The sequence below is a fragment of the Mesorhizobium sp. RCAM 06353 genome (assembly GCF_059683585.1).
Genome location: NZ_CM185031.1, coordinates 7022139 through 7045224, shown reverse-complemented (window position 1 = coordinate 7045224; position 23086 = coordinate 7022139). Strand labels below are relative to the sequence as shown.

The following is a 23086-nucleotide window of genomic DNA, read 5'->3' as shown; positions in this document are numbered from 1 at the left end:
CGGAACTAGCACTGCCGGGGGTGGTTATCGTTGATCACACGGAGAACACACATGTCTGACAACGAAAACCATCGCGAAACCGGGGCAACAAAATATCCGGCAAAGACCGCCGATCCGTCGGATGCGTTCTCTCAAGACGCGGCCGGAAACAAGAAGCCCAAGAATGGCGTTGGACTGACGCGCCCCGTCAATGAGGTGGACGACAAGACTCACCAGTCAGACGGGCAGAACCCATCCGAGCAGGTAAGGAGTTCCAGGCCATGAACGTCGCCAATCTTCAGCTTGAAGGTCTGGCGGTCGCGTCGATCAACAATTTGCTCGTCCACAAAGGCCTGCTTTCAGTCGACGACATTGATATCGCGTTGCGGAAGTCCGAAGCCAATGTCACGGGCGATGAGCGCACCTACGAAGACATGTCGCCGGCCAATCGCGACGCCATCTGCTTTCCAATCCGTCTTCTGCAGATCGCGAACAATTCCCAAGGCGAATCCGACATTCTACCGTTTTCGGAACTCGCGAAGATGGTTGGACAAACGAAAGAACAACGATCAGAGGTAACGGCAGCTCGATCTGAGCGGCGGCTTACATTTCGCTGTTCTGAATAATTCCCGCTTCGCCATCCTGGATAGGCGTGCGTAGCGCTGTTGACGTCTTGAGCCGAACGCCTGGTCCGCCATGGATCGTCTCGCCATCACTTAGAAACGCAACCCCTGCCAGCTCAAGCGCGGATCGCATCGCAACCAGCATGTCGCCGGCCGGAACGCGCTTGCTCTTCTCGAAGTCCCGAACGGTTCCCTCACTGACCTGCGCTTTGGCGCCAAGCCTGGCTTGTGACCAGTCCACCAGAGCCCGCGCCGCCCGACATTGCTCGACAGTCAATTGGGTCACAAACGGCTCCTTGATCGACTCTGTGCGGGTTTGCACTAAGCGCTCTTGCGCTTCGGAGTGCTCGTCATAGGCGTCGCTAATCCTTCCTGCGCGAGGCTCTTCTTGAGCACCTCGGACAGGTTGATGACGTTCTCCTGCGGCTTGGGCGCCGCCTTTGGGGGCGCCTTGCCCCTGCGCTTCGCGTCTATCATGGAAATCAGCGCATCTTCGTAGGTGTCTTCGAATTTCGAGGGGTCGAAAGTGGTCACCTTTTTGTCGATCAGCATGCCGGCGATTTCGAGCAACTCTGGATCGTATTTTGCCTTGGTCAGACCATCGAAGACACTCTCTTCGGAAACCATCTCGTTGTGGTTTCGCAGCTCGGTCATCACCATGCCCTTGCCGTAGGGCTGGATCACAACTTCCCGGCCGCGCTGATAGAGCACGATGCAGGACCGGGCTGCGACGCCCTTGTTCTTCATGGCATCGCGGATCACGCCGTAAGCCTCGACGGCAGCGCCGTCGGCTGGAATGAGGTAGTAGGGCTTCTCCAGATAGCGGGTGTCGATCTCGCCGATCGCCACAAACTCACCCACCTCCAATGTGTGATCCGAGGTGAGCTTGAGCGCCTTGATGTCGTCCGGCTCGATCTGGAGGAATTCGTCCTTCTCGACCTCGAAACCCTTGACCTGGTCTTCCGTTTCGACTGGCTTCCCTGTCTTCTCGTCGGCATAGACGCTTTTGACGGGCAGGCCGTCCTTGCGGTTCAAGATCTTGAAGTGAATCTTCGAGGCTTCGCTGGTGGCGCCGACAATCTTGACCCCGCAGGTGACCGAGCCAACCTTCAAAAAACCTTTCCAGACAGCACGCGGCGCGACCATGGCATTCATCCTGTTTCCGGTCAGGGGCAACGACAGTGCATGTAAATCGTTCCGTCGAGCCGGCCCAGATGCCGGCTGGGCGCAGGCTATGTAGGATCATCAAGAATCGTCCTCACCTTTTCGGCGAGGTCTTCTAGGCTGAATGGCTTTGGCAAAAGCTGCGTTCCAGGATCGAGGATACCGTTATGAACGATGGCGTTGCGCGTGTAGCCCGTGGTGTAGAGAACCTTGAGCTTGGGGTTGTTCTTGCGCAGGATATCCACCAACTGCCGTCCGGACATCTCCGGCATGACCACGTCGGTGAACAGCAGGGACAATTGCTGCCCAGCTTCGATCAGCTTGATCGCTTCGTTAGGGCCACTGGCTTCCACGACCGTATAGCCAAGTTCGCGCAACGCTTCGGCTGACACGGCGCGGACGCGATCCTCGTCTTCAACCACCATGACGATTTCGCTTGCCAGGCCGCCATTAATCGACCGAGCTTTGAGCTCGGGAGAATCCTGCTCCGTGCTGCCATAATGTCGTGGCAGATAGATCTTGATCGTCGTGCCGACGCCCGGCTCCGAGTATATCTTTACGTTGCCGCCAGATTGCCGGACAAAACCGTAAACCTGGCTGAGACCCAGTCCGGTCCCCTTGCCAACGCCCTTGGTCGTGTAGAACGGGTCGAAGGCTTTGGCGAGCACGTCCGGGGTCATGCCTGTACCGGTATCGGTTACGGCGATCAGCACGAATTGCCCGGCCGCAATGGCCGACTCACGAGCGTATCGCTCATCGACATAGGCGTTCGACGTCTCGATGGTCAGCTTGCCGCCGTTGGGCATGGCGTCCCGTGCGTTTACCGACAGGTTGAGCAAGGCACTTTCCAGCTGGCTGGGGTCGGCCTTGACCTGCCAGAGGCCGGCACCAAAAGCCGTCTCCACCTTGATCGTTTCACCGAGCGTTCGCATCAAGAGATCGGTCATTCCGCCGACCAGGCGGTTCGCGTTGATGGCCTCCGGCTTGAGCGGTTGCTGTCGCGAGAATGCCAGGAGCCGCTGGGTAAGGGCGGCGGCGCGGTGAGCCCCATCCATGGCACCCTCGACAAATCGGCCGACGTCTGTCTCACCCTTGGACAATTTGCGCTGAAGCAGATTGAGCCCACCGATGATGACCGCAAGCATGTTGTTGAAATCGTGCGCAATGCCCCCCGTCAACTGGCCGACGGCCTCCATCTTTTGAACTTGCCGTAGCTGTTCCTCTGCCTTCGAACGTTCCGCAACTTCGTCAATGACGCGCTGTTCAAGCGTGGAGTTGAGTGTCTGTAATGCGGCTTCCGCGCGCCGCCTTTCAGCCAACTCGCGCTCGCTTGACTGGAACAGGCGGGCATTGTCGATCGCCGTTGCTGCATGGCCGGCGATGCCTAAAAGGGCACTCTCGTGCTCAGGGCGAAATTTGCCGGTGTCTGCGTGACCGAAGAACAAACCACCCAGAACTTCGCCAGAGTTCGACACGACCGGCACCGCCAGATAGGAGCGAACTGGCAGATGACCCTCCGGCATACCCTTGCGCGGCGCATTCTTGCCGTATCGCGGATCCTTGAGAATATCGTCCGATCGAACGACGCCTTTTCCGAGGAAGGTCGGTTCGAAGACCGCCGTCGCGCGTGGCATGGGGTAATTTTGGAAGGCCGAACGTGGAGCACCTGACAGGGCGTAGAGCATGTAGCTGCCGCCCTGATCGTCGAGCACGTTGTAAAAGAAAGCGCCAAACTGCGCTCCGGAAAGCTCTACGCCGGCATCGGTGGTGATTTGCACGATCTTGTCGAGATCGAGTTCGGCAGCGACCGCCGCTCCGGTATCGTTCATGATCTTGAGGTGTCGCTCGGCCTTTTTGCGATCGGAAATGTCGATCACAGTGCCGATAAATCGAACGGCCTTGCTGGCTTCGAAGATGGCATGCCCGCTTGCCGCCACCCAACGCTCGATACCGTCTTCCAGGCCAATGGTTCGGTACTCGATGCTAAATCCCTCCAGACTGTCTGGAGCGATTGCCCGTCGGACTGCCTCATCTGCGCGGATGCGGTCGTCTGGATGGAGGCCGGCGATGAAGGACCCCTCATACGACACCTCATCGGTCGACGAAATGCCGAACAATGCGCGGCATTGCGCGTCCCACCGCAAGCGGCCAGTGACCGGGTCGTAGTCCCAGATTCCGATTGCCGCCGCCTGGGTGGCCAGGCTCAGCCGTTCAGCGGTCTCGGCAGCGCCCTGATCCGACCTAACTCGTTCTATATGCGCCCACGACCGCTCGGTTACCTCGGTGAGAAGGGCAAGCTCGTTTTGCGTCCAGACCCGCGGAGCGGTGTCGTGGATCGCCATCAGCGCGCTCAGGCGTCCCTCTTTGACCAGGGGCATGCAGATGGTTGCAGCGATGCCGATGGTCTGGAATGTCGCGGCGTCTTCGGGCGGCAACTCGGCGCGATTGTCGTTGATGATCAAGGGCAGGCCCTGGTGAAGCCTGCGGACGGCGAGCTGGCCAAAATCCCGGAGACTGTAGTAGCCTACGATGCTCGAAGAGCCTAGTCGGTGCCAGTCTCCCCGAATCGTAAAGTGGTCCTGGTCAGGCTCCATATCGGCATAGGCACAGATTGCGACGCCGAGATGCTCGCCAAGCATCCTGGTCGTGATGTCGAGCACCGAGTCGGCGTCCGCACTGTTCGATGTTTCTTTCCCAAGTCGGTCGAGGAAGCGCAAACGAGCTTCATTCTGTCGCAGTTCCGCCTGTGCGCGCCGTCGTTCAACCGCGGTGCGCGTACGCTCCGCCATTTCACGAACAAACTCGATCTCTTCCTCGGTCCAAGTGCGGGGCCTGTCATGATTGAGGTAGAGCAGAGCCACAAAACCACCCCGTTCGGTGACGGGCATGTTGATGAAGGATTGAGCGCTGATCGCTTTCAGAGCCGCTGGATTCTGGCTTGTTCGAGGATCTGTGTCCGCGTCCTCGAGGACAACTGTGATCCCTCGCTTGAGGTCATCGATATACGTGCCGTAGTCGCGAAAATGCAGCACCCCGGCCAGGCTTTTAATGCCAGGGGCATTCCAGTCTCGTTCGATGGAGATGGTCTCGTTCGCCAGATCGATCGTGCCATATCCGGCACGGCTGACATCCAGCTCCTTGCCAATGATCTCGGCCGCGGCATAGGCGAGCTCGTCGGGGTCTTCGACCAGGCGCACGATGTCGCCAAGTTCGGCGAGGGCAGCGCTCCTCTTCCTGGCGCGAAATGTTTCGGTAACGTCAAACCCTTCGCAGAATATTCCTGTGATGATGTTCCCGCCATCATAGAGCGGTGCGTAGATAAACGTCAGATAGCGCGTCTCCTCCGGACTATCCGCCGAGCGGCGAAATCGCACAGGAACGCCCTGCGCTTCAAAAGTCGCGCCGCTTTTGAAGACGTCGTCGAGCCGTTCAAAGAAACCCTGCCCCTCCAGGCTGGGAACGGCATCCCGAATGGGCTTCGAGAGCCAATCGCCGCTGTTGAAAACCTGGCGATGGGCGTCATTCACGAATTCAACCACATGGGCGCGACCGCGCATGATAATGATGAAACCCGGTGCCTGTTCGAACAGATGGATCTGACGTTCAGCGGTGAGGCGTTCGCGCTTTTCGGCCAGAAATCGATCGGTGGTTTCCGTGCAGACGCCAAGCAGGCCGGCGGTCTTCCCAGTTTCGGGCTTCGTAATAGGGTTGTAGGAGAACGCGAAATGCGTCTCTTCCGGCGCGCCGTGCTTGTCGATCCGGATCTCGATGTCGTCCATATGGACAGACTGGCCCTGGTAAACCAGATCGAACATCGGGCCGATCGTCTCCCATGCCTCCGCCCAGACCTGTTGGCTGGGCAGGCCGAGAGCGGTGGGGTGCTTGCGGCCAAGGATCGGGATGAAGGCGTCGTTGTAGAGCCAGATGCGATCCTGACCCCAGACGACGAACATAGGCTGCGCAGAGCCTAGAATGAGATCGACGAGTGTCTTCAGCTCTGACGGCCATGACGAGACAGGCCCGATAGATGTAGCGCTCCAGCCAAACGAGCCGATACGCTCAGCCATTTCTCCAGCACTGCGAACCGCAGCGCTCGCCTTGTCCTCGCTGGATGGTCCCAAGCTATCCCCCGAAATATCGAACCGGACAAAACGGCGGAACTTGGTTTTGGTTGCACAGCGAGGGCAAGGCAAGCAGACGCCTCTTGCGGATGGATGCGTTATCGACATCACTGGTCAACCTTTTCGTTGACGGCACGTTGTTTTTGATAACGAAGGAGACAACGATGCCGAGCGCAAGAAAGACCGACACGTCCAAAGTGATCCAAAAACAAAGCCGTATACAACGCAAAGTCGATGCGGACGACCGAGCCAAACCAAAATCGAAACCAGCTGGGGCCATGCAGGCCGGTGCGCGAAACTACCCGGCGCCGCCTTTCCCCAAACAGCACCACCCAAAGCCAGGCCATGAGTCAGACATCAAACCGGCCCCGTTATACGACGCGCCTTTCTGGCGTGGCTCCGGCAAACTGGAAGGCAAGGTCGCGATAATAACTGGCGGCGATTCTGGCATTGGGCGCGCAGTCGCCGTCTTGTTCGCTCGCGAAGGCGCCGATGTTGCGATTGTCTATCTTTCGGAGGATGGTGACGCGGAAGTCACGAAGCGAGCCGTGGAAGGTGAGGGCCGTCGCTGCATCACGCTCCGCGGCGATGTCGCCGACCGCACCTTTTGCCGCAAAGCGATCGGCAGCACGGTAAAGCGACTAGGAAGCCTGGACGTCCTCGTCAACAATGCCGCCTTTCAGGTGCATTCGAGCGACTTCGCCGACCTGACCGAGGAGCATTTCGACACCACGCTGAAGACGAACCTGTACGGCTATTTCCATATGGCCCAGGAAGCGGTGGCGCAAATGAAACCTGGCTCCGCGATCATCAATACCGGGTCGATCACCGGGATCGATGGATCAAAGGAATTGGTCGATTACTCGATGACCAAGGGCGGAATCCATGCCTTTACAAGAGCGTTGTCAGGCAATCTCATCGACAAGGGAATTCGTGTGAATGCCGTCGCGCCCGGCCCGGTCTGGACACCACTCAACCCATCTGAAAAGCAAGCTGGCGATGTTTCAACATTCGGCGCAAAGACTCCGATGAAGCGACCGGCGCAACCCGAGGAGATTGCGCCCGCTTATGTCTTCCTGGCGTCGCCACAATGCTCCAGCTACATCACCGGAGAGATCCTGCCCGTGATCGGTGGCTATTAGCATTGCGCGGTGACGGAACGTTTCCGCTCACCGCAAGTTCGGGCGACGGCAGCAAATTCCGTGAGGTCTTTCTGCTGTCGGAATCGGCAAAGCCCGACGGCCCGCCACAGGGCGAAAACCCGGTGGCCTCTAATTCAGTGCATTCCGATGGTCGGTGTCACGCCAGATTAGCAAGGGTCTCCAAAGGGGAACCTATTGGCCCATGTGAGCTTAGTCATTCATGAGCAAACGCGGACTTGCCTTTCTACACAAATGGATCAACGAGCACGTTCCCGATCGCCCCTCCACCGACCCGTCGTTGATTACCGACCTCGCCGACAGAGCGTTGGAGGATGCATTGGTGGAAGGCATTTCATCCAGCGAGATTGGCGAAGAGGTTCACAGCCTATTCGCCCTTATGGTCGAAGCGGTGGCAAACCAGAAAAACGGGCGCGTTAAATCATCGGAGTTCACCAGCCGTCATCATGGTGCGAGCTTAGAGCTGGTTTTCCGACCAGTGCCGACGCGAAGCCGCCAACCACCGCTGGCGCTATCGGGTGGCCAAGTGCGAGCTGGGCGCAGGCGTACTGTCTCAGGTCGCTTGAGCTGTCACGGTCTTGATTTTTTCCTGGCCGCCGCGGGATTTTGCCCGGTCGCTGCCGACGTCTTGGCGTCCTTGGAATGAGCCGCGATCGCGGGGCCCGCGCCGGTAGCCTTGCGCATGTCCCCACTTGGTTGTTTGTCTGCCCGTGCTTTGCGGCCCAGGCCGGAGAAGTATTTGCCGAAAAAGCCCATTTTACACTCCCTTTGGCGCTATGCGACGCGCCACTTCAGGTTCTTGCGAGGATGAGCCCTGGAGCACAAATTGACCAAGGCTCATCTGCGCATCGATAGACTGGTTATGCAGCTTCTGCCGCGACATTGACCGCAGACTCCGCGAGCTTGGTAAGCGCGACGTCCGTTTTCTTCTCTTCAGCCAAAGTTAGATCCAGCAGTCGCACCGCCTCGGTCAATCCAAGTTCAGACGCCCATGTCCGCATGGTCCCGTAACGCGAGATTTCGTAATGCTCGACGGCCTGCGCGGCGGCCAGGAGACCGGCGTCCAGGGCAGGGCTGCCCTTGTACTCCTCCATGATCTCAGCGCCTTCTTCTGTGATGCCCATAATGGCGGCGCAGGTGTTGGCCTGGGGCTTCTGCTCAAGGAGTTCGAAAATTTCCTCGAGCCGCGCAACATGCTCGTGCGTCTCGCCACGATGCTTTTCGAACGCCGCCTGCAGTTCGGAACTCTGGGCGGCCTTGGCCATTTTCGGCAATGTCGAGAGGATCTTCTTCTCGGCGAAATAGATATCCTTGAGGGTATCTTGGAAGAGTTCATGTAGCCCCTTGGTCGAGGCCTTTTTTGTCGTCGCCATCTTCGCTTCTCCTGGTTTGTTCGCCTTCTCAAATCAAGGCACAGGAAGCAACTTCACGTTAGCCTACTGGTTCCGGCACTAGGCCGAAAAGCAAATGTGGAATTTCAAGCGCCCAGGCAACCGACGCGTGGCTCGGACATTTAGGGTGCCGGGCGACCACACGAGAACTCTGCAAATCTCGCGCCGCATGAGTAACGAAAAGCACAGAGAACAGTATCGCTAAAGCTAGCGCTTTTTCTGTAATCAGCGCCATTGCCGGGCCTCCACCATCCAGTCGAAACACTTCCTGACCGTCTCGAGAATAAGGCTGCCTTCAGCGGCGCGCCGCGTTCGTGGCGCGCTGATCGGGTCGCGTCGGCAAACGGTGAACTCCGGCCTCGGCACGCCCGACACTTTCACCAATCCTGTAGGCTGCGTAAACGACGCCGATCTGGATCAACAATCTGAGCATCTCATAGTCTCCTTGGCAGGAGAACTTTGTCCCTCGCCATTGGTTCCGACGACGATTCCGCGCAGCCGAATTGTCAAAGCGTCTAAATGCAGGGTCGATCCGTAAACGGGCTCTCATTCGGCTCTGTTTCCCGACGTCAGATCGCTGCGAAGGCACTTCGGCATATTTTGGAACCCTTAGTGACCTCGTAGATTGGGACTGAGCCACTCATTACGGAAGCTATGGACCATAACAATCACACGCGCTTGCCAGCTACGGCGCTGACGATGAAAAGGTCGGCACCGTTTCTCATCTGCACGGCAGCCAAATTGTCATTGATGTCGGCGGCTTTCTCGGCATCGGCGCCAGACCGGTGGCCGTCTCAGCCAACCAACTGCATTTCATGCGCGCCGAAGACGGCGATATTCATGCCGTTACAACCTGGACCAAAGACCAGCTCGAAGTCATGCCTGAGCACCAGGATTGAGACTTGGGCCGGCCTTGAGCCGGCTTGTCACCACCGATGCCAAGGAGCCTGCAATGGAAATCGTTCGCACCCAAATCTTGAATGCCACTGCGCCGGACGGCCAAGCGATTTTACGCGTGGTGTTTTGCGGCGTGGGCAGTGAGTGCGTTACCGTGGATATGGCCAATGCCGACGGAAGCGAGGAACTTGCGCTGAACCGGGCAAAGGCCATCCTCGTCCAAACCGCGACTTTCGGTCTCGCTGCCAATGAATATGACGCTACCAGCAATGGAAATTTCGATGAAGTTGCAGTCACGTCGGTGAGCGATACGGCCGGCGATGTCTATGTCTTCGAATATCGCGACGGCGACACCAGCCGGAGGATTCCTCCGTCGCGAATGCCGAGCTTCGACGCGGCCAAGACCGAAGCAGTTCGCTGCGCCGTTGACCTCTTGGTCGATCTGCAGCCCGGCACCGATGAACTGTCCGGCTGGCTGATACGGGTCTCCAACGAAAAGGGCGAATTGCTCTATACGGTGGACGTCCAGGAGGCCGAGGCCGCTCGTCAGGGCAGTCAATAACGGCGTGAGCCTTTTCTAGTCATTGTCACTGAGCAGCGCCACGATACCGCTCGCTATGCTGCAGATTGAAGAATTGTTGACGCCTTGGCCCGCCGTGTTTTTTGGCTCGAAGAACGCATCCAGTCGGAAACTTGCAGGAGCAGCTTCATTAAAACCGCGCCATCGTTCGCTTAGTGGCGGCTTTTTCGTTGGCGACGGACTTCGAAGGCTGCGGCAAGTTAGCGGGCATGCAGCGTCCCTACCTGGACAGCGCTGCAGGTCGAGGTTCGCAACTTGATCGGCCCGGATCTGACAGAGGTTCGGGCCATTCCTCCTTTCCCCAAGGTACAAAATATGACGACCAACATCCCGGAAAAGAAGGCTCGCCAAGGTGGATTGGGTCGACCTGTTTTGGGCGTCCTTCTGGGCGCGCTTGTTCTGGCCATCGTTGCCTGGCGCATCGCCGAAATCTAGCAGCACCCGAAGTCACTTCGCCTTCGAGCAGCGGCGAGCAGCAGGGCAATCAGCCGGCACCGACAACTTCCAAGCATTCAAAAAGCCGCTCGGAAAGTTCAGCCAGCAATCTTCCAGTCATTTTGCCAACGTGCCCTGACGGCGATCACCAGCATGTCTTCATTGGTCATGCCGGCCTGGAACAGTCTTATCAACTCGGCGGCAATCCCCTGTGCATCATCCGTATCAGGGCAAACGTTGAGTTCGGCACAAAGGGCATCATACGCCGCCTTCAGAGCCTCGAGGTCGGCAGGATAGAACGCGTCGTTATACGAGCGGATGGGTCGTTCTAACATCAGGCGCCTCCGGGTGACAGTGCGATCGTCGCTCTCAAGCAGCAGAGCCTACAAGCAGCCGCCGCCCACTTCTCATGCGACAGTTCGTACAGCGCGTCATTTCACTTTGATGTACCCCGAACTTCTAATCTACCCACACGGTAACCGGCCTTGGGCGTGCAGAAGGTTAGCCGCGCAATGGCCTCCAGAATCATAGCCAACTACATGGCCGGCGTTGTTGATGAGGCCGAGTTGGTCGCGCTGTCCAGGCAGCCGTTGGGACGCTAGAGAAGGGCGCGCGGAACTTAAGCTTGCGGTTGAGCTTATCGCTCCATGAGTGAGCGCGGCCGTAACTTTCTGGATCAATGGATCGCCAACAACGTCCCTAGGACTATGAAAGCCGATGTGATCCTGGTTGATGAACTCACGCACATGCTGCACGCGGACGCCAAGGCGCTCGGGATCAAGCGGGTTGAAATCGACGAAGAGGTCGACAGCCTTTACCGCACTATTCTGGATGCCATCGAGCAGCCCCAGCCTGACTTTCCTGAATGACACGATACGGGTAGGCTCGCACCAATCGGTTGCATTCAGGGCGCCCTCGTGAGCCCACTGCCACGGGATTCAGGGCAGATGACCGTTTCGGCTAGCCCTAGGTTTTAGCCGGTACTGATGTGACGGGCCTGAGACTTATGGCCTCCGAGACCAGGCACTCATCTACCAGGCACTATCCAAGGCAAGCTTCAATGCCCGCGATTTGATCGGTGCTGGAACATTATGGACTCCTGAGGGTTGGTGATTGCGGCAGGCAGCGCTTTCTCGCGTCACCTGCCGAAGATGGGACCAAACCTGGATCGGCCGGCGCCTAAGACGAGGCCTTCCCCATTTGTCGAGAGATCGCGCGCATGTCCCAAGCCATTCAACCACCCATATTGTCGGAAGCTAGCCCGGACCGAACGGTTAACTGCGAGGTGGCCCTGGAAGCAGCGTTCGCGGCATTGGTGGCTGAATCAGAGGCCCAGGGATGGACAGCGAAAGAAACCGCGGAAACCCTGCTCAAAATTGCGACCGATCATATCAAGCTTCTCGAAGCGACCGTCGACCCCAAGGCCTAAAGGAGAGCCGCACCACGCAATCGCTCTGCCGGCCTTACCCGCCTCACACTATTCGGCGGACCCATTGTTGGTGAAGGGCGAAGCGCTCGGGATGCACTGCAAGGTCCAGCCCGGCGGCGTTGGCTGCTTCTGGTATTCGGCGACGGCGGCCGCGCATTGTTCGCGCTTGTCGAAAGTGCTTGGCAACACCGCCATGCCTCCCTGCGGACGACCAGATATCAGATGAGCGCTGCCGTCGAAGTCATGTCGTTTCCTTGCTCCAATCCGACGCTATAGCGCGGGCGGCTGGTCCACCTTAGGCCAAGCGCCAGGAAGCTAATCCTCATTCAAGAAAGTGGCGGCGATCAGGTCGTCTCCGTCAATCTGCCCTCGCCAGTCCGCCATCACAGTCGCGACTTTTCGAAAGGCCTTCATGTCGCCGCCGGTGATGTTCGCGTCCGCGAACCTTGTTCTGAGGGCTGCAACGCGCGTTTCCAAGGCATCGGATTTTGCGAGATCTTGCATTTTGTGACCTTTCCGTTTCATTTGAAAACCCGCCGCCGGCAGAGGCGGCGGGTTTTGGCGGCAAGGCCGTTCAGTCGTAGACTTTGATGATCTTGTGGGTGCTTGGATCCACCAGAACGGTGCGGTTGTCGATCACGACGTAGCGGTATTTGACGTTTGGAACTTCTCGAAGTTCGACCGTGTCGGGCAGAGCGGTGCCGATGCTGAGTTCGACGCCGGGAACCTTCACCGACGCAAGCGGCTGCTTCTTCACATATTCACGGATAATCGTGTCCTGCTCCGGTTGAATAATGATGTCCTCGGCCGCTGCGACGCCGACGCCTGCGAGCAGAAGAAATGCCGCAGCTGCGGCAGATAGATGGAATTTCATAGTCTTGCTCCTCGTGAGATTGGCCTCGATCAAAGACGTCGAAGCCCGACCGCCAACCTGGCGCGGATGCAATCGTTCCCTTGGTCGGACTTCAGTAGAGGACGCAATCGGACCTAGGTCTGATCAGAATTCGGCAATGGTCCTGCAGTCCACTCAGCTTGGAACGGTCGCCTGTAGCGGAGGTTGTCAGGCACGGAAACGGAGGACGGAATTTGTGGATAGGAGTGTTGGTCAAGCACGCTGGTTGCTCGCGCCGGTTTTCCTGTTGGCCATAACCTTGCTCGTGATTGGAATATCCCTTGGCTGAAGACGACATTCGCAACAATCAAAATCCGCGCAGCTATGTCCCTTCCTGCGCTGATAACGGTTCGCTCGCTGCGCCAGCGGCGAGCGAACCCTTCCACTTCAATTTGCTAAGCGCGGGGGGCTTGGATGTTCCACGATAAAGAAAATCGCCTCATCGAGGCTGGCTTGCTCTTGGCCGGGCCCATCTGCGTCGTCATCACCGCGTTGATAGCGGTATTTGCCCTGGTGAAAATATGATGGAGTGGTCTTATCCAAGGCGGCATTTGACGCGAAATCGAGCCGCGGTGTCACAATTATGCGGCCGCTAGAATGAACCGAATCCTTTTCTTGGCGGCCGACTTTCTTTCCCGACCACCGGGTTTCTACGTCATGATGGTCGCGATGCTGGTGTGCACCGCTCTGGTTCCGTTCGGAATGACCAACGCGGTCACCTATGCGCTTTCGGTGGCCGCCATTGTGATCACTGGTGTTGTACTCATACAGGGCTATCGCGATACCGCCGCCATCCATGCCAAGCTAGATGAGATCGTCGTTTCATTGAACGAGACCAGAAACGACGTTGTCGGACTGGAGCATGCCGAGCCGGAGGAAATCCGGGAGAAGATTGGGATGCTGGAACAAGAAGCAGCGCAACGAAATGGGCGAGCCACCTGATCATCACCGGCGAGCTTTTCGTGATCCATCAGCAGGCTCACGACCCTCCTCTCCTGCAACCAGATCAGCGCTTGCGGGTTCTTGATCTATCAAACGGCGCCTCGTTCTCCTCCTAAACTGGTCAAATTCATGGACGTCTCGATTACGCAAACCACGACAGACAAGATCCAAGCGGGTAAGAGTGGCCTGCTGCTGATCTCGGACAATTACGATGCGTTCGCTGCACGTGTGTTGGCGGCAAGGGGCGCCGCTCGCACGCTCGATCTCATGTATTATCTCTGGCATGACGACCACACGGGACGCTTGCTTTTACAAGAAGTTGTCCGGGCCGCCCAGCGGGGCGTGCGCGTCAGAATGCTGCTCGACGATGTCAATCCGCGCACGAGCGATGCCGCTTATTTGGCGCTGAGTAAGCATCCAAACATCGAACTCAAATTGTTCAACCCGAGCGGCATCAGAGCGCGCGGCGTCATGCGTGGCGCGGAAGTCCTCTTGCGGCTTTTCGCATTGACAAGGCGGATGCACAACAAAGCGTGGATTGCCGACGATAACATCGCCATCGTTGGTGGGCGCAATGTCGGCGATGCCTATTTCGACGCGGCAGAGACGAATTTCCGCGACCTCGACATGCTGCTCCTCGGTCCCGCCGTCCAGCAAACCGCACAAATCTTCCAGACGTTCTGGGTATGTCGGCACGCGAAGCCAATAGGTGAACTCGCAGCCGCCGCACCAGACTCGCATGCCCCTTATATCGAGGGAAGCGACGCTGAAACCGAGTCGACGCTTTTGAGCGGTATCGGAGACAAGGGCTCCATCGCCGAGTTCATAGCGGCGAGCAGCGACGTGCATTGGGTCGAGCGCGTGCGCGTGATCTCGGACCCTTCGGAGAAGGTTCGAGGATGGAGACCGCGCAGTTGGCTGATGAAGGAGTTGCTCCCAATCATTCAGTCGGCGCGCAAGTGTGTGGAAATCGTGTCGCCATATTTCATCCCCGGCAAGAAGGGTTCAAAAATCCTCGGCGACCTCGTCGACGACGGGGTGCAGGTCTCTGTTTTGACCAACTCCTTGGCCGCGACAGATGTCGCCGCAGTCCACGGGGCATACGCCAACTATCGCAAGCGCTTGCTGAGAAAGGGCGTCAAGCTTTTCGAGCTTCAGCCCTTTAGCCGCCAGCCGAAGATCTCCGTATTTGGATCCAAAGGCGCCAGCCTGCACACCAAAGCGTTCAGCGTCGACGACCGCGTCGGTTTCGTCGGATCCTTCAACTTCGATCCGCGGTCCGTATCGTTGAATTCGGAAATGGGCGTGCTTTTTGAAGACGAAAAGCTGGTCGCGGAACTGCGACATCGGTTCAAATCGGAGATAGCGCCGGAAGCGAGCTATCGCCTCGAACTGAAGAACGAGGTTCTGCGCTGGCATGGCAGCGATGAAGGCAGACCGCAAACCTATACCCGGGAACCCGAGGCAGCATTTCTCCGCCGCGTCTTGGCAGCGCTCGTCAGGCACCTTCCGATCGAATCCCAGCTTTAGCAATCGGTGACTTGTGCCGAAGGAGGGGGCGGTCCTGAGCATGTTGCCTAGCATGGTCGAATGGAAGCGACGACCAGCAGCCAGTGCACACATGGGCGAGGATTACGGAGTTGGTTGTCGTACTGACAGTGACGATTCCCATTTGCGCATCGTCTCAGCGCTAGACCTGGACCGTACCTGCTCGAAGGCTATTTCGTTTTGGTGTTGAATTCACGATTTGCCGCATAGTCGATCATGAAGGTGCCCGCGGGAGCGCGAATGCCCTGCTTCACGTTGGTTATAGTGACTGTCGTTGTAAGGCCCTTCTCGTCGGTAAGGCTCCATCGGCGCAAATCGAGCGACTTTCTTTCAAACACCATTGTTATGTTCGAATTGCCGAAGGCCGACTTGTCAGCCAGCCTGACCATAACCTGGGTGCCATCGTCCCTGATGCTTTTGACGCGATTGCTGGAGAAATCGACATGATCGTCGAGCAAAAGCTTAAGAGGGGTCTTCGAGAGGGCATAGAGCCGCGAAGTCTTGAGCTTCTTGTTATAGACCACCAAGGATTTTCCATCTGCGATCACGCTGATCCCTGATTGACCTGCATAGTTGAACCGAATCTTGCCCGGCCGCTGGAGAAAAAATGTTCCGCTGTTCCTTTCCGCTCTTGGGCCCGACTGGACGAAGTCACCGGACATGGACTTTACCGATGAGAAGTGATCGGCAATGGTCTTCGCTTCTACAGGCGCGGCCGACACCGTAGCCGTAAGTGCGAAGTTTATCGCGGCAGCGATGAGAACGGCAAACCATAAACCCAGCAATGTTTTGATCTTGTGTGCCATTCACTTGTCCTATCGCGAGGAGGCGCGTGATCGAATGAGATCACGCGCCCTCACATCAATATCCGTCCGGGCACCGTGCAACGTAGACTCGGCCATGCCGATCGCGATATCTGCATTGGCCGGCTTCGCTGGCGTGCCCTATCACCGCCCCGGCTAGTGCGCCGACCGCCCCGCCAACAACCGCTCCTTGCACCGGGTCGCCGGCCACTGCTGCGCCTATAGCTGCTCCACCCAAGCCGCCGACGGCAGCGCCTTGTTCTGTGCGGGAGCATGCCGCGAGCGGAATGAGTAGACTCAAAATGAGCAGCGTCTTCTTCATGGGTTCTCTCCTGAGGCCATTATTAGCCGAAGCTTAAATGCGCCACGGAGTTTTTCGATCCATCGACCCCGGCTAGGTCTTCCAAGGCGCCGGCGTTCTCGCTGAAGGGTGATGACTTCGTCTGACAATCCCGTTGTGCCCTCGGAGATGAGGTTGAGCGCTTGCGTGAATTTATGCCAACCAAAGAGCGCATCCTCGTCGAGCGCCAGCTTCCGCGTCGTGGCAGGGGGCATCTTTCGTTTCGGATTTTCTGAACGCCGTGCACCATCCCAAGATGAGGGAAACCGGTCATATGATACGCGCAATGCTTGGCGGCCTTGCTGTCTCAGAGATCGACCTTGGCGTTGTCGCCCACATTTGGTTTGGCGCCGGTCACAGCCGCGAACACCATTTTCGCTGTAGCGACGACCAGTCCGGGGCTGTCCCACAATTCGCCTTCGTCCGGGTTCACGGTTATCAGCCGGATTTCTGGATCGTCTGCGTTATCCCACCAAGCTGCATCAGTCTTCTCCCACAGCTCGGCGATCTTTGCTCGGTTATTTGTGACTGAAGCCGGGCCGGAGATCGTGACATATTTGTAGTGGCTGCTGTCACTCCAGACCAATGTCACTTTCGGATATTGCGACAGCTGCTTGTTCTTGGCGCTGTCGTCATTGACGAGGAAGTAGATAGCGTTTTCCTCACGGAACACACGGGCAGAAAGCGGCCTGGCGCGATTGTATTCGCCGTCCCACGTCACGAACATGCAGATGTCGATTTCCTTGGCGAGTTCCCAAATGCGGTCTGTTGCCTCAGCGGGTGAGAGATGCGTCTTTTGTTCTCGACGCCTGGCCATAATTTATACTCCGCGGTTGATGTGCTCGTACAACTCGTATGCGGATATCCTGTTCCCGTGGAATTGCCGGGTTGCTCGCCATTTGCATTTTTGGCAGTGCCGGTGACCGCGGGACATTGATGCGGTGGAGGCACTCATCCGGTGTGGAGTTCGATGTGCAGCAAGTTTGGTCGACCGGTCGGATCTGTCCGCCAACTCTCGGATCTCACGCAGGGGCGCGGCAACCGCCTGATCGTCCCGTCGATGTCTGATGGGCCGGCTTAGCGCCGAGTTACCGTATTGTGACTTCCTTGGGGTCCCCGGTGTCGCGTTTGTTGCGGCCTTGGGTGGTGCGCAGAGAGCCGTACCGTGCCGCAACACGGACGTGCCCGCGGCAACTCAGGTTGAAGAGACAAATAGCGCAGGGCCGCCGCCTGCCGGCATCGAATGCACAGCAGCGCCACTCTCCTCTCGGAAGGAACCATTGAAAATGCCATCCGTTAGGGTGTTCACGAAATGCATGAGCGAGGCAACGTGGACCAAACTGACGCTTCACCTACGCCATCCGGCGTTGAGGGCCTCGATTACGTCCTGCGGGGTGGATACGCGAAATTTCGTTCACATCTCGTCGAGGGCAGGCCAGGTTCGGGCAAGACGACGCTCGGGCTCCAGTTCCTGATCAAGGGCGCCGAGAATGGCGAGAAATGCCTCTACATCACCCTTTCCGAAAGCAAGCGAGAACTGCGGGCGGTCGCTGACCGGCACGGGTTTTCACTTGACGGCATTGAGATTCTTGAGTTGGTGCCGCCCGAGCTTAGCCTCGACCCTTCGCAACTTCAGACCTTGGTGCACTCGTCCGATCTGGAGTTGGGTGAGACTGTGCAGTCCGCGCTCGCCGAAATCGAGCGCATGAAACCTGATCGCGTGGTTTTCGATTCCTTGTCGGAAATTCGCCTGCTGTCACAAGGCTCGTTGCGATACCGACGCCAGGTCCTGGCCTTGAAGAGCTTCTTTCTTCTCAACAACGCAACCGTACTTCTGCTGGATGATCTCACCGCCGAACATGACGATCTCAACTTGCATTCGATCAGCCACGGCGTGATCCGAATGGAGCAGCTTTCGCCGATCTATGGTGGGGAGCGTCGACGGCTTCGTGTGATCAAAATGCGCGGCGTCCAAATCCGCGGCGGCTTCCACGATTTCGTCATTCGCCCGGGCGGCGTCACAGTCTTTCCCCGTCTTGTTGCTGCCGAACATGAAATGGCCGAGCACGGCACGCCGGCTGTCAGCAACAGCTCCGTCGATACGCTGGTTGGCGGCGGCCTTGAACGCGGCACCAGCACTCTGCTGATGGGGCCATCTGGCGTAGGCAAGTCCACTATTGCCTGCACCTATTGCCATGCCGCTCTGGAGCGCGGTGAACCCGTGATGGTTCTTTTATTCGATGAGACCAAGCGGATATTCCTGGCGCGCGCGTCGGGGCTCGGCATGGATCTGAAGTCGTTTGCCGATGATGGGAGCTTGTTGCTGGAGCAAGTTGACCCAGCGGAACTGTCGCCGGGCGAGTTGTCGTCGCGCATCCAGTCGGCCGTGGAGCGCTCCAATGCCAGAATAGTCGTGATCGATAGCCTGACTGGCTATCTCAACGCCATGTCGGAGGAGCAACATCTTGTGCTGCAGATGCACGAGATTCTCACCTATCTCAACCAGAAGGGTGTGGTCACGATTTTGCTTCTGGCCAACCATGGATTGATCGGGCAAATGGCGGCACCTGTCGACATGACCTATCTCTGTGATTCCGTCATGCTGCTGCGCTTCTTTGAAAGTGGTGGCCGGCTGAGACGAGCTGTTTCGGTCGTCAAGAAGCGCGTCGGCCCGCATGAAGACACTATCCGCGAATTCAAGATCAGCGCCGCGGGCTTGGCCGTCGGCGAGCCCTTGGAGGAATTCAGAGGGATCTTGACCGGTGTGCCAACCTATGAAGGCAAACAGGGCGATCTCCTCAAAGACAAGGCATCGTGATGCCATCGGAACGCGGTGTGCTCGTGCTTGCGCCGGTGGGGCGCGATGCAAAGATTGCAGCCTCAATTCTGGCGACGAATGGGATAGCGTCGCATTTCTGCGCGAGCCTAGACGAAACCCTTCCGCATCTGGACAAGGCCCAGTGTCTGGTCGTGGCCGAGGAAGCCTTGATTAGCGCGGACCGAAACCAGTTTGCGTCCTGGCTGGATCGGCAGCCAACGTGGTCGGATTTTCCGATCGTGCTGCTGACCATGCGGGGGACAGAAATCGACAAGCGGCTCTCGTTTCTGGATGGCTACCTGATTGTCCTGGAACGGCCGTTCCTGGCCTCCAGCCTGGCAAATTCCGTGCGATCGGCACTGCGCGCTCGCGCCCGCCAGCTTGAGGTGAAGTCCTATATCGAACAAAAGCAGGAAGTTGCCGATCGGCAGAAGCTGCTTATCCGAGAGCTTCATCACCGTGTCAAAAATACGCTGGCCAACGTCCGTGCCATGATGGGGGCGACCGCGAAGTCGAGTGACAGCGTCGAAGACTTCATACGAGATTTCTCGGCAAGAATCGTCTCGCTGGCCGACACGCACTCGATGCTGACTGACGACTACTGGCAGATGGCCTCTCTACAAAAGCTGCTTGAGTCTGAGCTGCGACATTATGATACAAACGACAAGTCGCGTGTCTTGCTCGAAGGCCCCGATGTAGCGCTTGTCGCCGATATCGCGATACCGGTTGGAATGGCGTTTCATGAGCTTGCGTCCAATTCCTCGAAGTATGGGGCGTTATCTCGGCCTCAAGGGCGCCTTGAAGTCCGGTGGTCGGTTGGCATGCTGGGCGATGCTCGAATCGTCACTCTCGATTGGTTGGAACGGGGAGGGCCTCCAGTAGAGAAGCCCAAAAGGCGCGGTTTCGGCACGACGCTGCTAGAGAAGGTTGTAGCTGTACAGTGCGACGCCAAGGTGGAATTGAACTACCACCCCGAAGGTCTGCGCTTCGCAATGGCGTTGCCTGTGCGCGATACAAGGCTCGTGCCTGGGTATTGACGGCGGCGCACCAAATGGTCCTCCCCGGTTTTTCGGACGCGGCCGAAGAGGCGCAGTGCTCGCACCCGCAGTCCTGGGTTAGAGGTCGCTGGTTTCGCCGTATAGCGCGTCGGGTTCGGCGCTATCGTCAAGCGTTCGGCGCGGTCAGCCGGCGAAGTAAAGGGAAATGCTGGCGCCTATCGCGGTGAGACCAATAATGAAGACCAAGAACGCCTCAAACCCATTGCTGCGGTTCCCTAGTCTGTCCATGGATCTCCCCTTCCTTAGCAGTCAGCGAGATTCAAACGTAGTCCGCAAAAAAAGGTTGCGTTCGGTCCCGCAAACCGCGACTTCGCTCTTGCATGCTCTAATCTGCCAGCCAAGCTGCTTCGAGGGTGGGAACCTAAGCCTTGGTAGCGATATTCGCCTGACTTGGCGCTTGTTCAGACACGCGCTTCAGCGCACGGCACGAGAGCAGCCGCCGAAAATTCATCGCCAATCGCCGATTACAGCAGCCTGAGTAACGCGGTACCAAATTCGCGCAGAGTTCGCGGATCTAGGCTGCCGCGAGGCGCCCCTCAATTGCGTGCCGTTCACGGAACATATTTGGCTTACCGCTGTTAGGCTCAGCGGCGCGGTCGCTTGGCCAGGGAAACCTTGGTCGGCCCGCGTATCGCCGAGATGGCGCGGGCCACCGCCCCTTACGGTTAGGCAGATGACAAACATCAGAAGGCAAACTGCAATCGCGAAGCCTGTTCTTGGCATCCTGCTGGGAGGATTGCAGCTTGCTGTGATTGGCTGGGGCATCGGCAGGCCGGACGACGAAGAAGCCATCGCCCGTAACTCCGCCGGTACCGCGATAGTCCACCAGCTGTCTGGAACCAATTCGCGCCCTTGAGGTTCACCATCTGCTCGGTTGTCCCTCGACCGAGCGGACAAACGAGAGCCCGTCACTGCTTCGTCGGTGGCGGGCTCTTCGTTTGGCGATGAAATCCAAGCGGTTAGTTGGATCGTCGCACCGCTCTATTGCGCGGGAGCAACACCCGAGCCTTAAGCTTTCGCTAGTTTAGCGTATCCGATTGATAATCTTTGGCGGCTAACCGCAGTTTCGCGGTCGAGGGACCAACCGGGGGATACTCCATGAAGAAGACCTATCAGAAGCCTGAATTCAAGAAGCGAGAGAAGCTGTCGGCTGTCACAGCCGCTTGCACTCCATCGAGCTGCGTCGCTACCTGATCTACGTTGGCGGTGATCGCCGCCGAAGAGTTTGACCGAAAACCCACGCAAGGCAGTTTGCCGACCGAGGGATAAGCGAGGAGCTAATATGAAGAAGACATGTGAAAAGCCTGCACTGTCAAAGAAGGACCGTCTCTCCGCCGTAACGGCAGGTCCCGGCGCATCGATCATTCCGCCGCCACCGCCGCCAGCTCCCTGAAGGCATGCTCACCATCACCCGCTAGCTCCGCTGGCGGCTTTTTTGTTTCTCACGCAAGGCAGTTTGCAGCGAGGGAAAAGCGAGGAGCGTACATGACGAAGACATATGAAAAGCCGGTTCTGACCAAACGCCAGTGCCTGCCGACGATAACGGCGCAGGCCATTCCGATCTCTGGGCCAGTGCAAAACGGCTGATCACCTTTTCGAGGTGAGCGCACCAAGGATCGTGTCCCAGGGAGTGGTGTAGCTGACGGCTTGGTCGCCGCGCTCTCCGGCATAGGGCCGGGATGATCAGCGTGCCACGGCTGGCAGGCTGGTGAGAGGATCATCGCTCATTTGGCTGATGGTTTCCAGCGTCATGTAGCGCGCCCGCTGCACGGCCCATTCGTCATTCTGTTCGAGCAGGAGCGCGCCGACGAGGCGGACGATGGCGTCATCGTTGGGGAAGATGCCGACGACCTCGGTGCGCCGCTTGATCTCGCCGTTGAGGCGCTCGATCGGGTTGGTGCTATGCAGCTTGGCGCGGTGCTCTCTGGGGAAGGTCATGTAGGCCAGCACGTCGGGCTCGGCGTCGTCCATGATTGTCGCCAGCTTTGGCACCTTCGGCCGGATCTGGTCGGCGACGGCACGCCATTGCGTGCTTGCGGCTTCTGGCGTCTCCTGGGCAAACGCGGTGGCGATGAAGGCGGAGACGACACGGCGCCCGCTCTTGCCGGCATGGGCCAGCACGTTCCTCATGAAGTGGACGCGGCAGCGTTGCCATGTCGCGCACAGCACCTTGGTGACGGCCGCCCTGATGCCTTCATGGGCATCGGAGACGACGAGCTTGACGCCGCGCAGGCCGCGGCGGGTCAGCTTGCGCAGGAACTCCGTCCAGATCGGCTCGGCCTCAGACGTGCCGACCTCCATGCCCAGCACCTCGCGCCGGCCGTCCGCGTTGACGCCGACGGCGATGATGACGGCGACCGAGACGATGCGGCCGCCGCGGCGCACCTTCAGGTAGGTGGCGTCGATCCACAGGTATGGCCAGTCGCCCTCGATGGGTCTTTCAAGGAACGCTTTGACCTTGCCGTCGATCTCTTCGCACAGCCGGCTGACCTGGCTCTTGGAGATGCCGCTCATGCCCATGGCCTTGACCAGGTCGTCGACCGAGCGGGTCGAGATACCCTGGACGTAGGCCTCCTGGATGACGGCGGTCAGCGCCTTCTCGGCCATGCGCCGCGGTTCGAGGAAACCGGGGAAGTAGGAGCCCTTCCTCAGCTTCGGGATGCGCAGCTCGACGGTGCCGGCGCGCGTCTCCCAGTCGCGATCGCGATAGCCGTTGCGCTGAGCCGTCCGCAGCGGGTTCTTCTCGCCATAGCCGGCGCCGGTGGCGGCGCCCACCTCCAGCTCCATCAGCCGCTCGGCGGCAAAGCCGATCATCTCGCGCAAGATATCGGCGTCGGGGGTCTTCTCCACGAGCGTGCGCAGGTTCATCATGTCGTCGGTCATCGGTGGTTCCTTCGAATCAGGTT

Annotated in this window: 25 protein-coding genes and 1 pseudogene; 13 read left to right on the top strand and 13 right to left on the bottom strand. The window is 58.4% G+C overall.

Annotated features, from left to right (window positions below; all coding sequences use genetic code 11):
• Positions 1 to 51: 51 nt before the first annotated feature.
• Positions 52 to 264 carry a hypothetical protein gene (locus tag AC56QX_RS34080; RefSeq protein ID WP_497112917.1) on the top strand — a complete coding sequence of 71 codons (213 nt, stop codon included), beginning with the start codon at positions 52 to 54 and terminating at the stop codon, positions 262 to 264.
• The gene (locus AC56QX_RS34075; protein ID WP_497112916.1) at positions 261 to 605 is read left to right on the top strand and encodes a hypothetical protein; all 345 of its coding nucleotides are present in this window, start codon (positions 261 to 263) and stop codon (positions 603 to 605) included. Before AC56QX_RS34080 ends, AC56QX_RS34075 begins: the two co-directional genes overlap by 4 nt.
• Here AC56QX_RS34075 and AC56QX_RS34070 read toward each other — a convergent pair.
• The 3 genes from AC56QX_RS34070 to AC56QX_RS34060 all read right to left on the bottom strand — a co-directional run bounded on the left by AC56QX_RS34070 (position 583) and on the right by AC56QX_RS34060 (position 5995).
• Complete coding sequence (locus AC56QX_RS34070) at positions 583 to 888, bottom strand: helix-turn-helix domain-containing protein (RefSeq protein WP_497112915.1); 306 nt, start codon at positions 886 to 888, stop codon at positions 583 to 585. The genes AC56QX_RS34075 and AC56QX_RS34070 overlap by 23 nt on opposite strands.
• Before the next feature lie 35 nt (positions 889 to 923).
• Entirely contained in the window at positions 924 to 1748 is an 825-nt protein-coding gene (ku, locus tag AC56QX_RS34065) for a non-homologous end joining protein Ku (RefSeq protein WP_497112914.1), read from the bottom strand.
• An 86-nt stretch (positions 1749 to 1834) separates the two neighbouring features.
• Positions 1835 to 5995: a GAF domain-containing hybrid sensor histidine kinase/response regulator gene (locus AC56QX_RS34060; RefSeq protein ID WP_497112913.1), complete on the bottom strand. Its 4161-nt coding sequence runs from the start codon at positions 5993 to 5995 to the stop codon at positions 1835 to 1837.
• 56 nt (positions 5996 to 6051) lie between these two features.
• On the opposite strand from AC56QX_RS34060, the gene AC56QX_RS34055 reads away from it, so the two are divergent.
• Both AC56QX_RS34055 and AC56QX_RS34050 read left to right on the top strand, forming a co-directional pair.
• Complete coding sequence (locus tag AC56QX_RS34055) at positions 6052 to 7029, top strand: SDR family oxidoreductase (RefSeq protein ID WP_497118042.1); 978 nt, start codon at positions 6052 to 6054, stop codon at positions 7027 to 7029.
• A 220-nt stretch (positions 7030 to 7249) separates the two neighbouring features.
• On the top strand, positions 7250 to 7693 hold the full coding sequence (locus AC56QX_RS34050; RefSeq protein ID WP_497112912.1) for a hypothetical protein: 444 nt from the start codon (positions 7250 to 7252) through the stop codon (positions 7691 to 7693).
• 214 nt (positions 7694 to 7907) lie between these two features.
• Here the strand turns inward: AC56QX_RS34050 and AC56QX_RS34045 are convergent, their stop codons facing one another.
• On the bottom strand, positions 7908 to 8420 hold the full coding sequence (locus AC56QX_RS34045; RefSeq protein ID WP_497112911.1) for a YciE/YciF ferroxidase family protein: 513 nt from the start codon (positions 8418 to 8420) through the stop codon (positions 7908 to 7910).
• Between the two features lie 313 nt (positions 8421 to 8733).
• Positions 8734 to 8871, bottom strand: a complete 138-nt coding sequence (locus tag AC56QX_RS34040) for a hypothetical protein (protein WP_497112910.1) — start codon at positions 8869 to 8871, stop codon at positions 8734 to 8736.
• A gap of 253 nt (positions 8872 to 9124) precedes the next feature.
• Here AC56QX_RS34040 and AC56QX_RS34035 point away from each other — a divergent pair.
• Both AC56QX_RS34035 and AC56QX_RS34030 read left to right on the top strand, forming a co-directional pair.
• Positions 9125 to 9337: pseudogene (locus AC56QX_RS34035) on the top strand (PRC-barrel domain containing protein); the annotation flags it as partial.
• Between the two features lie 53 nt (positions 9338 to 9390).
• Entirely contained in the window at positions 9391 to 9897 is a 507-nt protein-coding gene (locus AC56QX_RS34030; protein ID WP_497112909.1) for a DUF6894 family protein, read from the top strand.
• A gap of 551 nt (positions 9898 to 10448) precedes the next feature.
• Here AC56QX_RS34030 and AC56QX_RS34025 read toward each other — a convergent pair.
• The gene (locus tag AC56QX_RS34025; RefSeq protein WP_497112908.1) at positions 10449 to 10685 is read right to left on the bottom strand and encodes a hypothetical protein; all 237 of its coding nucleotides are present in this window, start codon (positions 10683 to 10685) and stop codon (positions 10449 to 10451) included.
• Between the two features lie 312 nt (positions 10686 to 10997).
• On the opposite strand from AC56QX_RS34025, the gene AC56QX_RS34020 reads away from it, so the two are divergent.
• Both AC56QX_RS34020 and AC56QX_RS34015 read left to right on the top strand, forming a co-directional pair.
• A complete protein-coding gene (locus tag AC56QX_RS34020) occupies positions 10998 to 11219 on the top strand; it encodes a DUF768 domain-containing protein (RefSeq protein ID WP_497112907.1) in 222 nt (73 codons plus the stop codon).
• 350 nt (positions 11220 to 11569) lie between these two features.
• The gene (locus AC56QX_RS34015) at positions 11570 to 11779 is read left to right on the top strand and encodes a hypothetical protein (RefSeq protein ID WP_497112906.1); all 210 of its coding nucleotides are present in this window, start codon (positions 11570 to 11572) and stop codon (positions 11777 to 11779) included.
• 48 nt (positions 11780 to 11827) lie between these two features.
• Here AC56QX_RS34015 and AC56QX_RS34010 read toward each other — a convergent pair whose 3' ends face one another.
• From AC56QX_RS34010 to AC56QX_RS34000, 3 genes are all read right to left on the bottom strand, one after another.
• Positions 11828 to 11974, bottom strand: a complete 147-nt coding sequence (locus AC56QX_RS34010; RefSeq protein WP_497112905.1) for a hypothetical protein — start codon at positions 11972 to 11974, stop codon at positions 11828 to 11830.
• Between the two features lie 120 nt (positions 11975 to 12094).
• A complete protein-coding gene (locus AC56QX_RS34005; protein WP_497112904.1) occupies positions 12095 to 12283 on the bottom strand; it encodes a hypothetical protein in 189 nt (62 codons plus the stop codon).
• 70 nt (positions 12284 to 12353) lie between these two features.
• Positions 12354 to 12653, bottom strand: a complete 300-nt coding sequence (locus tag AC56QX_RS34000; RefSeq protein WP_497112903.1) for a DUF1236 domain-containing protein — start codon at positions 12651 to 12653, stop codon at positions 12354 to 12356.
• A 615-nt stretch (positions 12654 to 13268) separates the two neighbouring features.
• Here AC56QX_RS34000 and AC56QX_RS33995 point away from each other — a divergent pair.
• Complete coding sequence (locus AC56QX_RS33995) at positions 13269 to 13613, top strand: low affinity iron permease family protein (RefSeq protein ID WP_497112902.1); 345 nt, start codon at positions 13269 to 13271, stop codon at positions 13611 to 13613.
• 129 nt (positions 13614 to 13742) lie between these two features.
• Positions 13743 to 15143: a phospholipase D family protein gene (locus AC56QX_RS33990; RefSeq protein ID WP_497112901.1), complete on the top strand. Its 1401-nt coding sequence runs from the start codon at positions 13743 to 13745 to the stop codon at positions 15141 to 15143.
• Between the two features lie 188 nt (positions 15144 to 15331).
• Here AC56QX_RS33990 and AC56QX_RS33985 read toward each other — a convergent pair whose 3' ends face one another.
• From AC56QX_RS33985 to AC56QX_RS33975, 3 genes are all read right to left on the bottom strand, one after another.
• Positions 15332 to 15967 (bottom strand): LolA family protein, encoded by a 636-nt coding sequence (locus AC56QX_RS33985; RefSeq protein WP_497112900.1) that lies wholly within the window; start codon positions 15965 to 15967, stop codon positions 15332 to 15334.
• Between the two features lie 55 nt (positions 15968 to 16022).
• Positions 16023 to 16286 (bottom strand): YMGG-like glycine zipper-containing protein, encoded by a 264-nt coding sequence (locus tag AC56QX_RS33980; protein ID WP_057144520.1) that lies wholly within the window; start codon positions 16284 to 16286, stop codon positions 16023 to 16025.
• Positions 16287 to 16611: 325 nt separating this feature from the next.
• Positions 16612 to 17121: a pyridoxamine 5'-phosphate oxidase family protein gene (locus AC56QX_RS33975; RefSeq protein WP_497112899.1), complete on the bottom strand. Its 510-nt coding sequence runs from the start codon at positions 17119 to 17121 to the stop codon at positions 16612 to 16614.
• 495 nt (positions 17122 to 17616) lie between these two features.
• Between AC56QX_RS33975 and AC56QX_RS33970 the strand changes: the two genes are divergently transcribed.
• From AC56QX_RS33970 to AC56QX_RS33960, 3 genes are all read left to right on the top strand, one after another.
• Positions 17617 to 19122 (top strand): ATPase domain-containing protein, encoded by a 1506-nt coding sequence (locus AC56QX_RS33970; RefSeq protein ID WP_497112898.1) that lies wholly within the window; start codon positions 17617 to 17619, stop codon positions 19120 to 19122.
• Positions 19119 to 20159 (top strand): sensor histidine kinase, encoded by a 1041-nt coding sequence (locus tag AC56QX_RS33965; RefSeq protein ID WP_497112897.1) that lies wholly within the window; start codon positions 19119 to 19121, stop codon positions 20157 to 20159. Before AC56QX_RS33970 ends, AC56QX_RS33965 begins: the two co-directional genes overlap by 4 nt.
• 694 nt (positions 20160 to 20853) lie before the next feature.
• A complete protein-coding gene (locus AC56QX_RS33960; RefSeq protein WP_497112896.1) occupies positions 20854 to 21036 on the top strand; it encodes a hypothetical protein in 183 nt (60 codons plus the stop codon).
• 827 nt (positions 21037 to 21863) lie between these two features.
• Here AC56QX_RS33960 and AC56QX_RS33955 read toward each other — a convergent pair.
• Positions 21864 to 23063: an IS256 family transposase gene (locus AC56QX_RS33955; RefSeq protein ID WP_497112602.1), complete on the bottom strand. Its 1200-nt coding sequence runs from the start codon at positions 23061 to 23063 to the stop codon at positions 21864 to 21866.
• Between the last annotated feature and the right edge of the window lie 23 nt (positions 23064 to 23086).

Excerpts from the sequence above, each read along its gene's own strand:
- AC56QX_RS33990 (WP_497112901.1), top strand. The coding sequence starts at position 13,743 with ATGGACGTCTCGATTACGCAAACCACGACAGACAAGATCCAAGCGGGT.
- AC56QX_RS34030 (WP_497112909.1), top strand. The coding sequence starts at position 9,391 with ATGGAAATCGTTCGCACCCAAATCTTGAATGCCACTGCGCCGGACGGC.
- AC56QX_RS34020 (WP_497112907.1), top strand. The coding sequence starts at position 10,998 with ATGAGTGAGCGCGGCCGTAACTTTCTGGATCAATGGATCGCCAACAAC.
- AC56QX_RS33985 (WP_497112900.1), bottom strand. The coding sequence starts at position 15,967 with ATGGCACACAAGATCAAAACATTGCTGGGTTTATGGTTTGCCGTTCTC.
- AC56QX_RS34010 (WP_497112905.1), bottom strand. The coding sequence starts at position 11,974 with ATGGCGGTGTTGCCAAGCACTTTCGACAAGCGCGAACAATGCGCGGCC.
- AC56QX_RS34075 (WP_497112916.1), top strand. The coding sequence starts at position 261 with ATGAACGTCGCCAATCTTCAGCTTGAAGGTCTGGCGGTCGCGTCGATC.
- AC56QX_RS34060 (WP_497112913.1), bottom strand. The coding sequence starts at position 5,995 with ATGTCGATAACGCATCCATCCGCAAGAGGCGTCTGCTTGCCTTGCCCT.
- AC56QX_RS33955 (WP_497112602.1), bottom strand. The coding sequence starts at position 23,063 with ATGACCGACGACATGATGAACCTGCGCACGCTCGTGGAGAAGACCCCC.
- AC56QX_RS34015 (WP_497112906.1), top strand. The coding sequence starts at position 11,570 with ATGTCCCAAGCCATTCAACCACCCATATTGTCGGAAGCTAGCCCGGAC.
- AC56QX_RS34000 (WP_497112903.1), bottom strand. The coding sequence starts at position 12,653 with ATGAAATTCCATCTATCTGCCGCAGCTGCGGCATTTCTTCTGCTCGCA.
- AC56QX_RS34050 (WP_497112912.1), top strand. The coding sequence starts at position 7,250 with ATGAGCAAACGCGGACTTGCCTTTCTACACAAATGGATCAACGAGCAC.
- AC56QX_RS34040 (WP_497112910.1), bottom strand. The coding sequence starts at position 8,871 with ATGCTCAGATTGTTGATCCAGATCGGCGTCGTTTACGCAGCCTACAGG.
- AC56QX_RS33970 (WP_497112898.1), top strand. The coding sequence starts at position 17,617 with ATGCATGAGCGAGGCAACGTGGACCAAACTGACGCTTCACCTACGCCA.
- AC56QX_RS33980 (WP_057144520.1), bottom strand. The coding sequence starts at position 16,286 with ATGAAGAAGACGCTGCTCATTTTGAGTCTACTCATTCCGCTCGCGGCA.
- AC56QX_RS33975 (WP_497112899.1), bottom strand. The coding sequence starts at position 17,121 with ATGGCCAGGCGTCGAGAACAAAAGACGCATCTCTCACCCGCTGAGGCA.
- AC56QX_RS34005 (WP_497112904.1), bottom strand. The coding sequence starts at position 12,283 with ATGCAAGATCTCGCAAAATCCGATGCCTTGGAAACGCGCGTTGCAGCC.
- AC56QX_RS33960 (WP_497112896.1), top strand. The coding sequence starts at position 20,854 with ATGACAAACATCAGAAGGCAAACTGCAATCGCGAAGCCTGTTCTTGGC.
- ku (WP_497112914.1), bottom strand. The coding sequence starts at position 1,748 with ATGGTCGCGCCGCGTGCTGTCTGGAAAGGTTTTTTGAAGGTTGGCTCG.
- AC56QX_RS34055 (WP_497118042.1), top strand. The coding sequence starts at position 6,052 with ATGCCGAGCGCAAGAAAGACCGACACGTCCAAAGTGATCCAAAAACAA.
- AC56QX_RS34025 (WP_497112908.1), bottom strand. The coding sequence starts at position 10,685 with ATGTTAGAACGACCCATCCGCTCGTATAACGACGCGTTCTATCCTGCC.
- AC56QX_RS33995 (WP_497112902.1), top strand. The coding sequence starts at position 13,269 with ATGAACCGAATCCTTTTCTTGGCGGCCGACTTTCTTTCCCGACCACCG.
- AC56QX_RS34080 (WP_497112917.1), top strand. The coding sequence starts at position 52 with ATGTCTGACAACGAAAACCATCGCGAAACCGGGGCAACAAAATATCCG.
- AC56QX_RS34045 (WP_497112911.1), bottom strand. The coding sequence starts at position 8,420 with ATGGCGACGACAAAAAAGGCCTCGACCAAGGGGCTACATGAACTCTTC.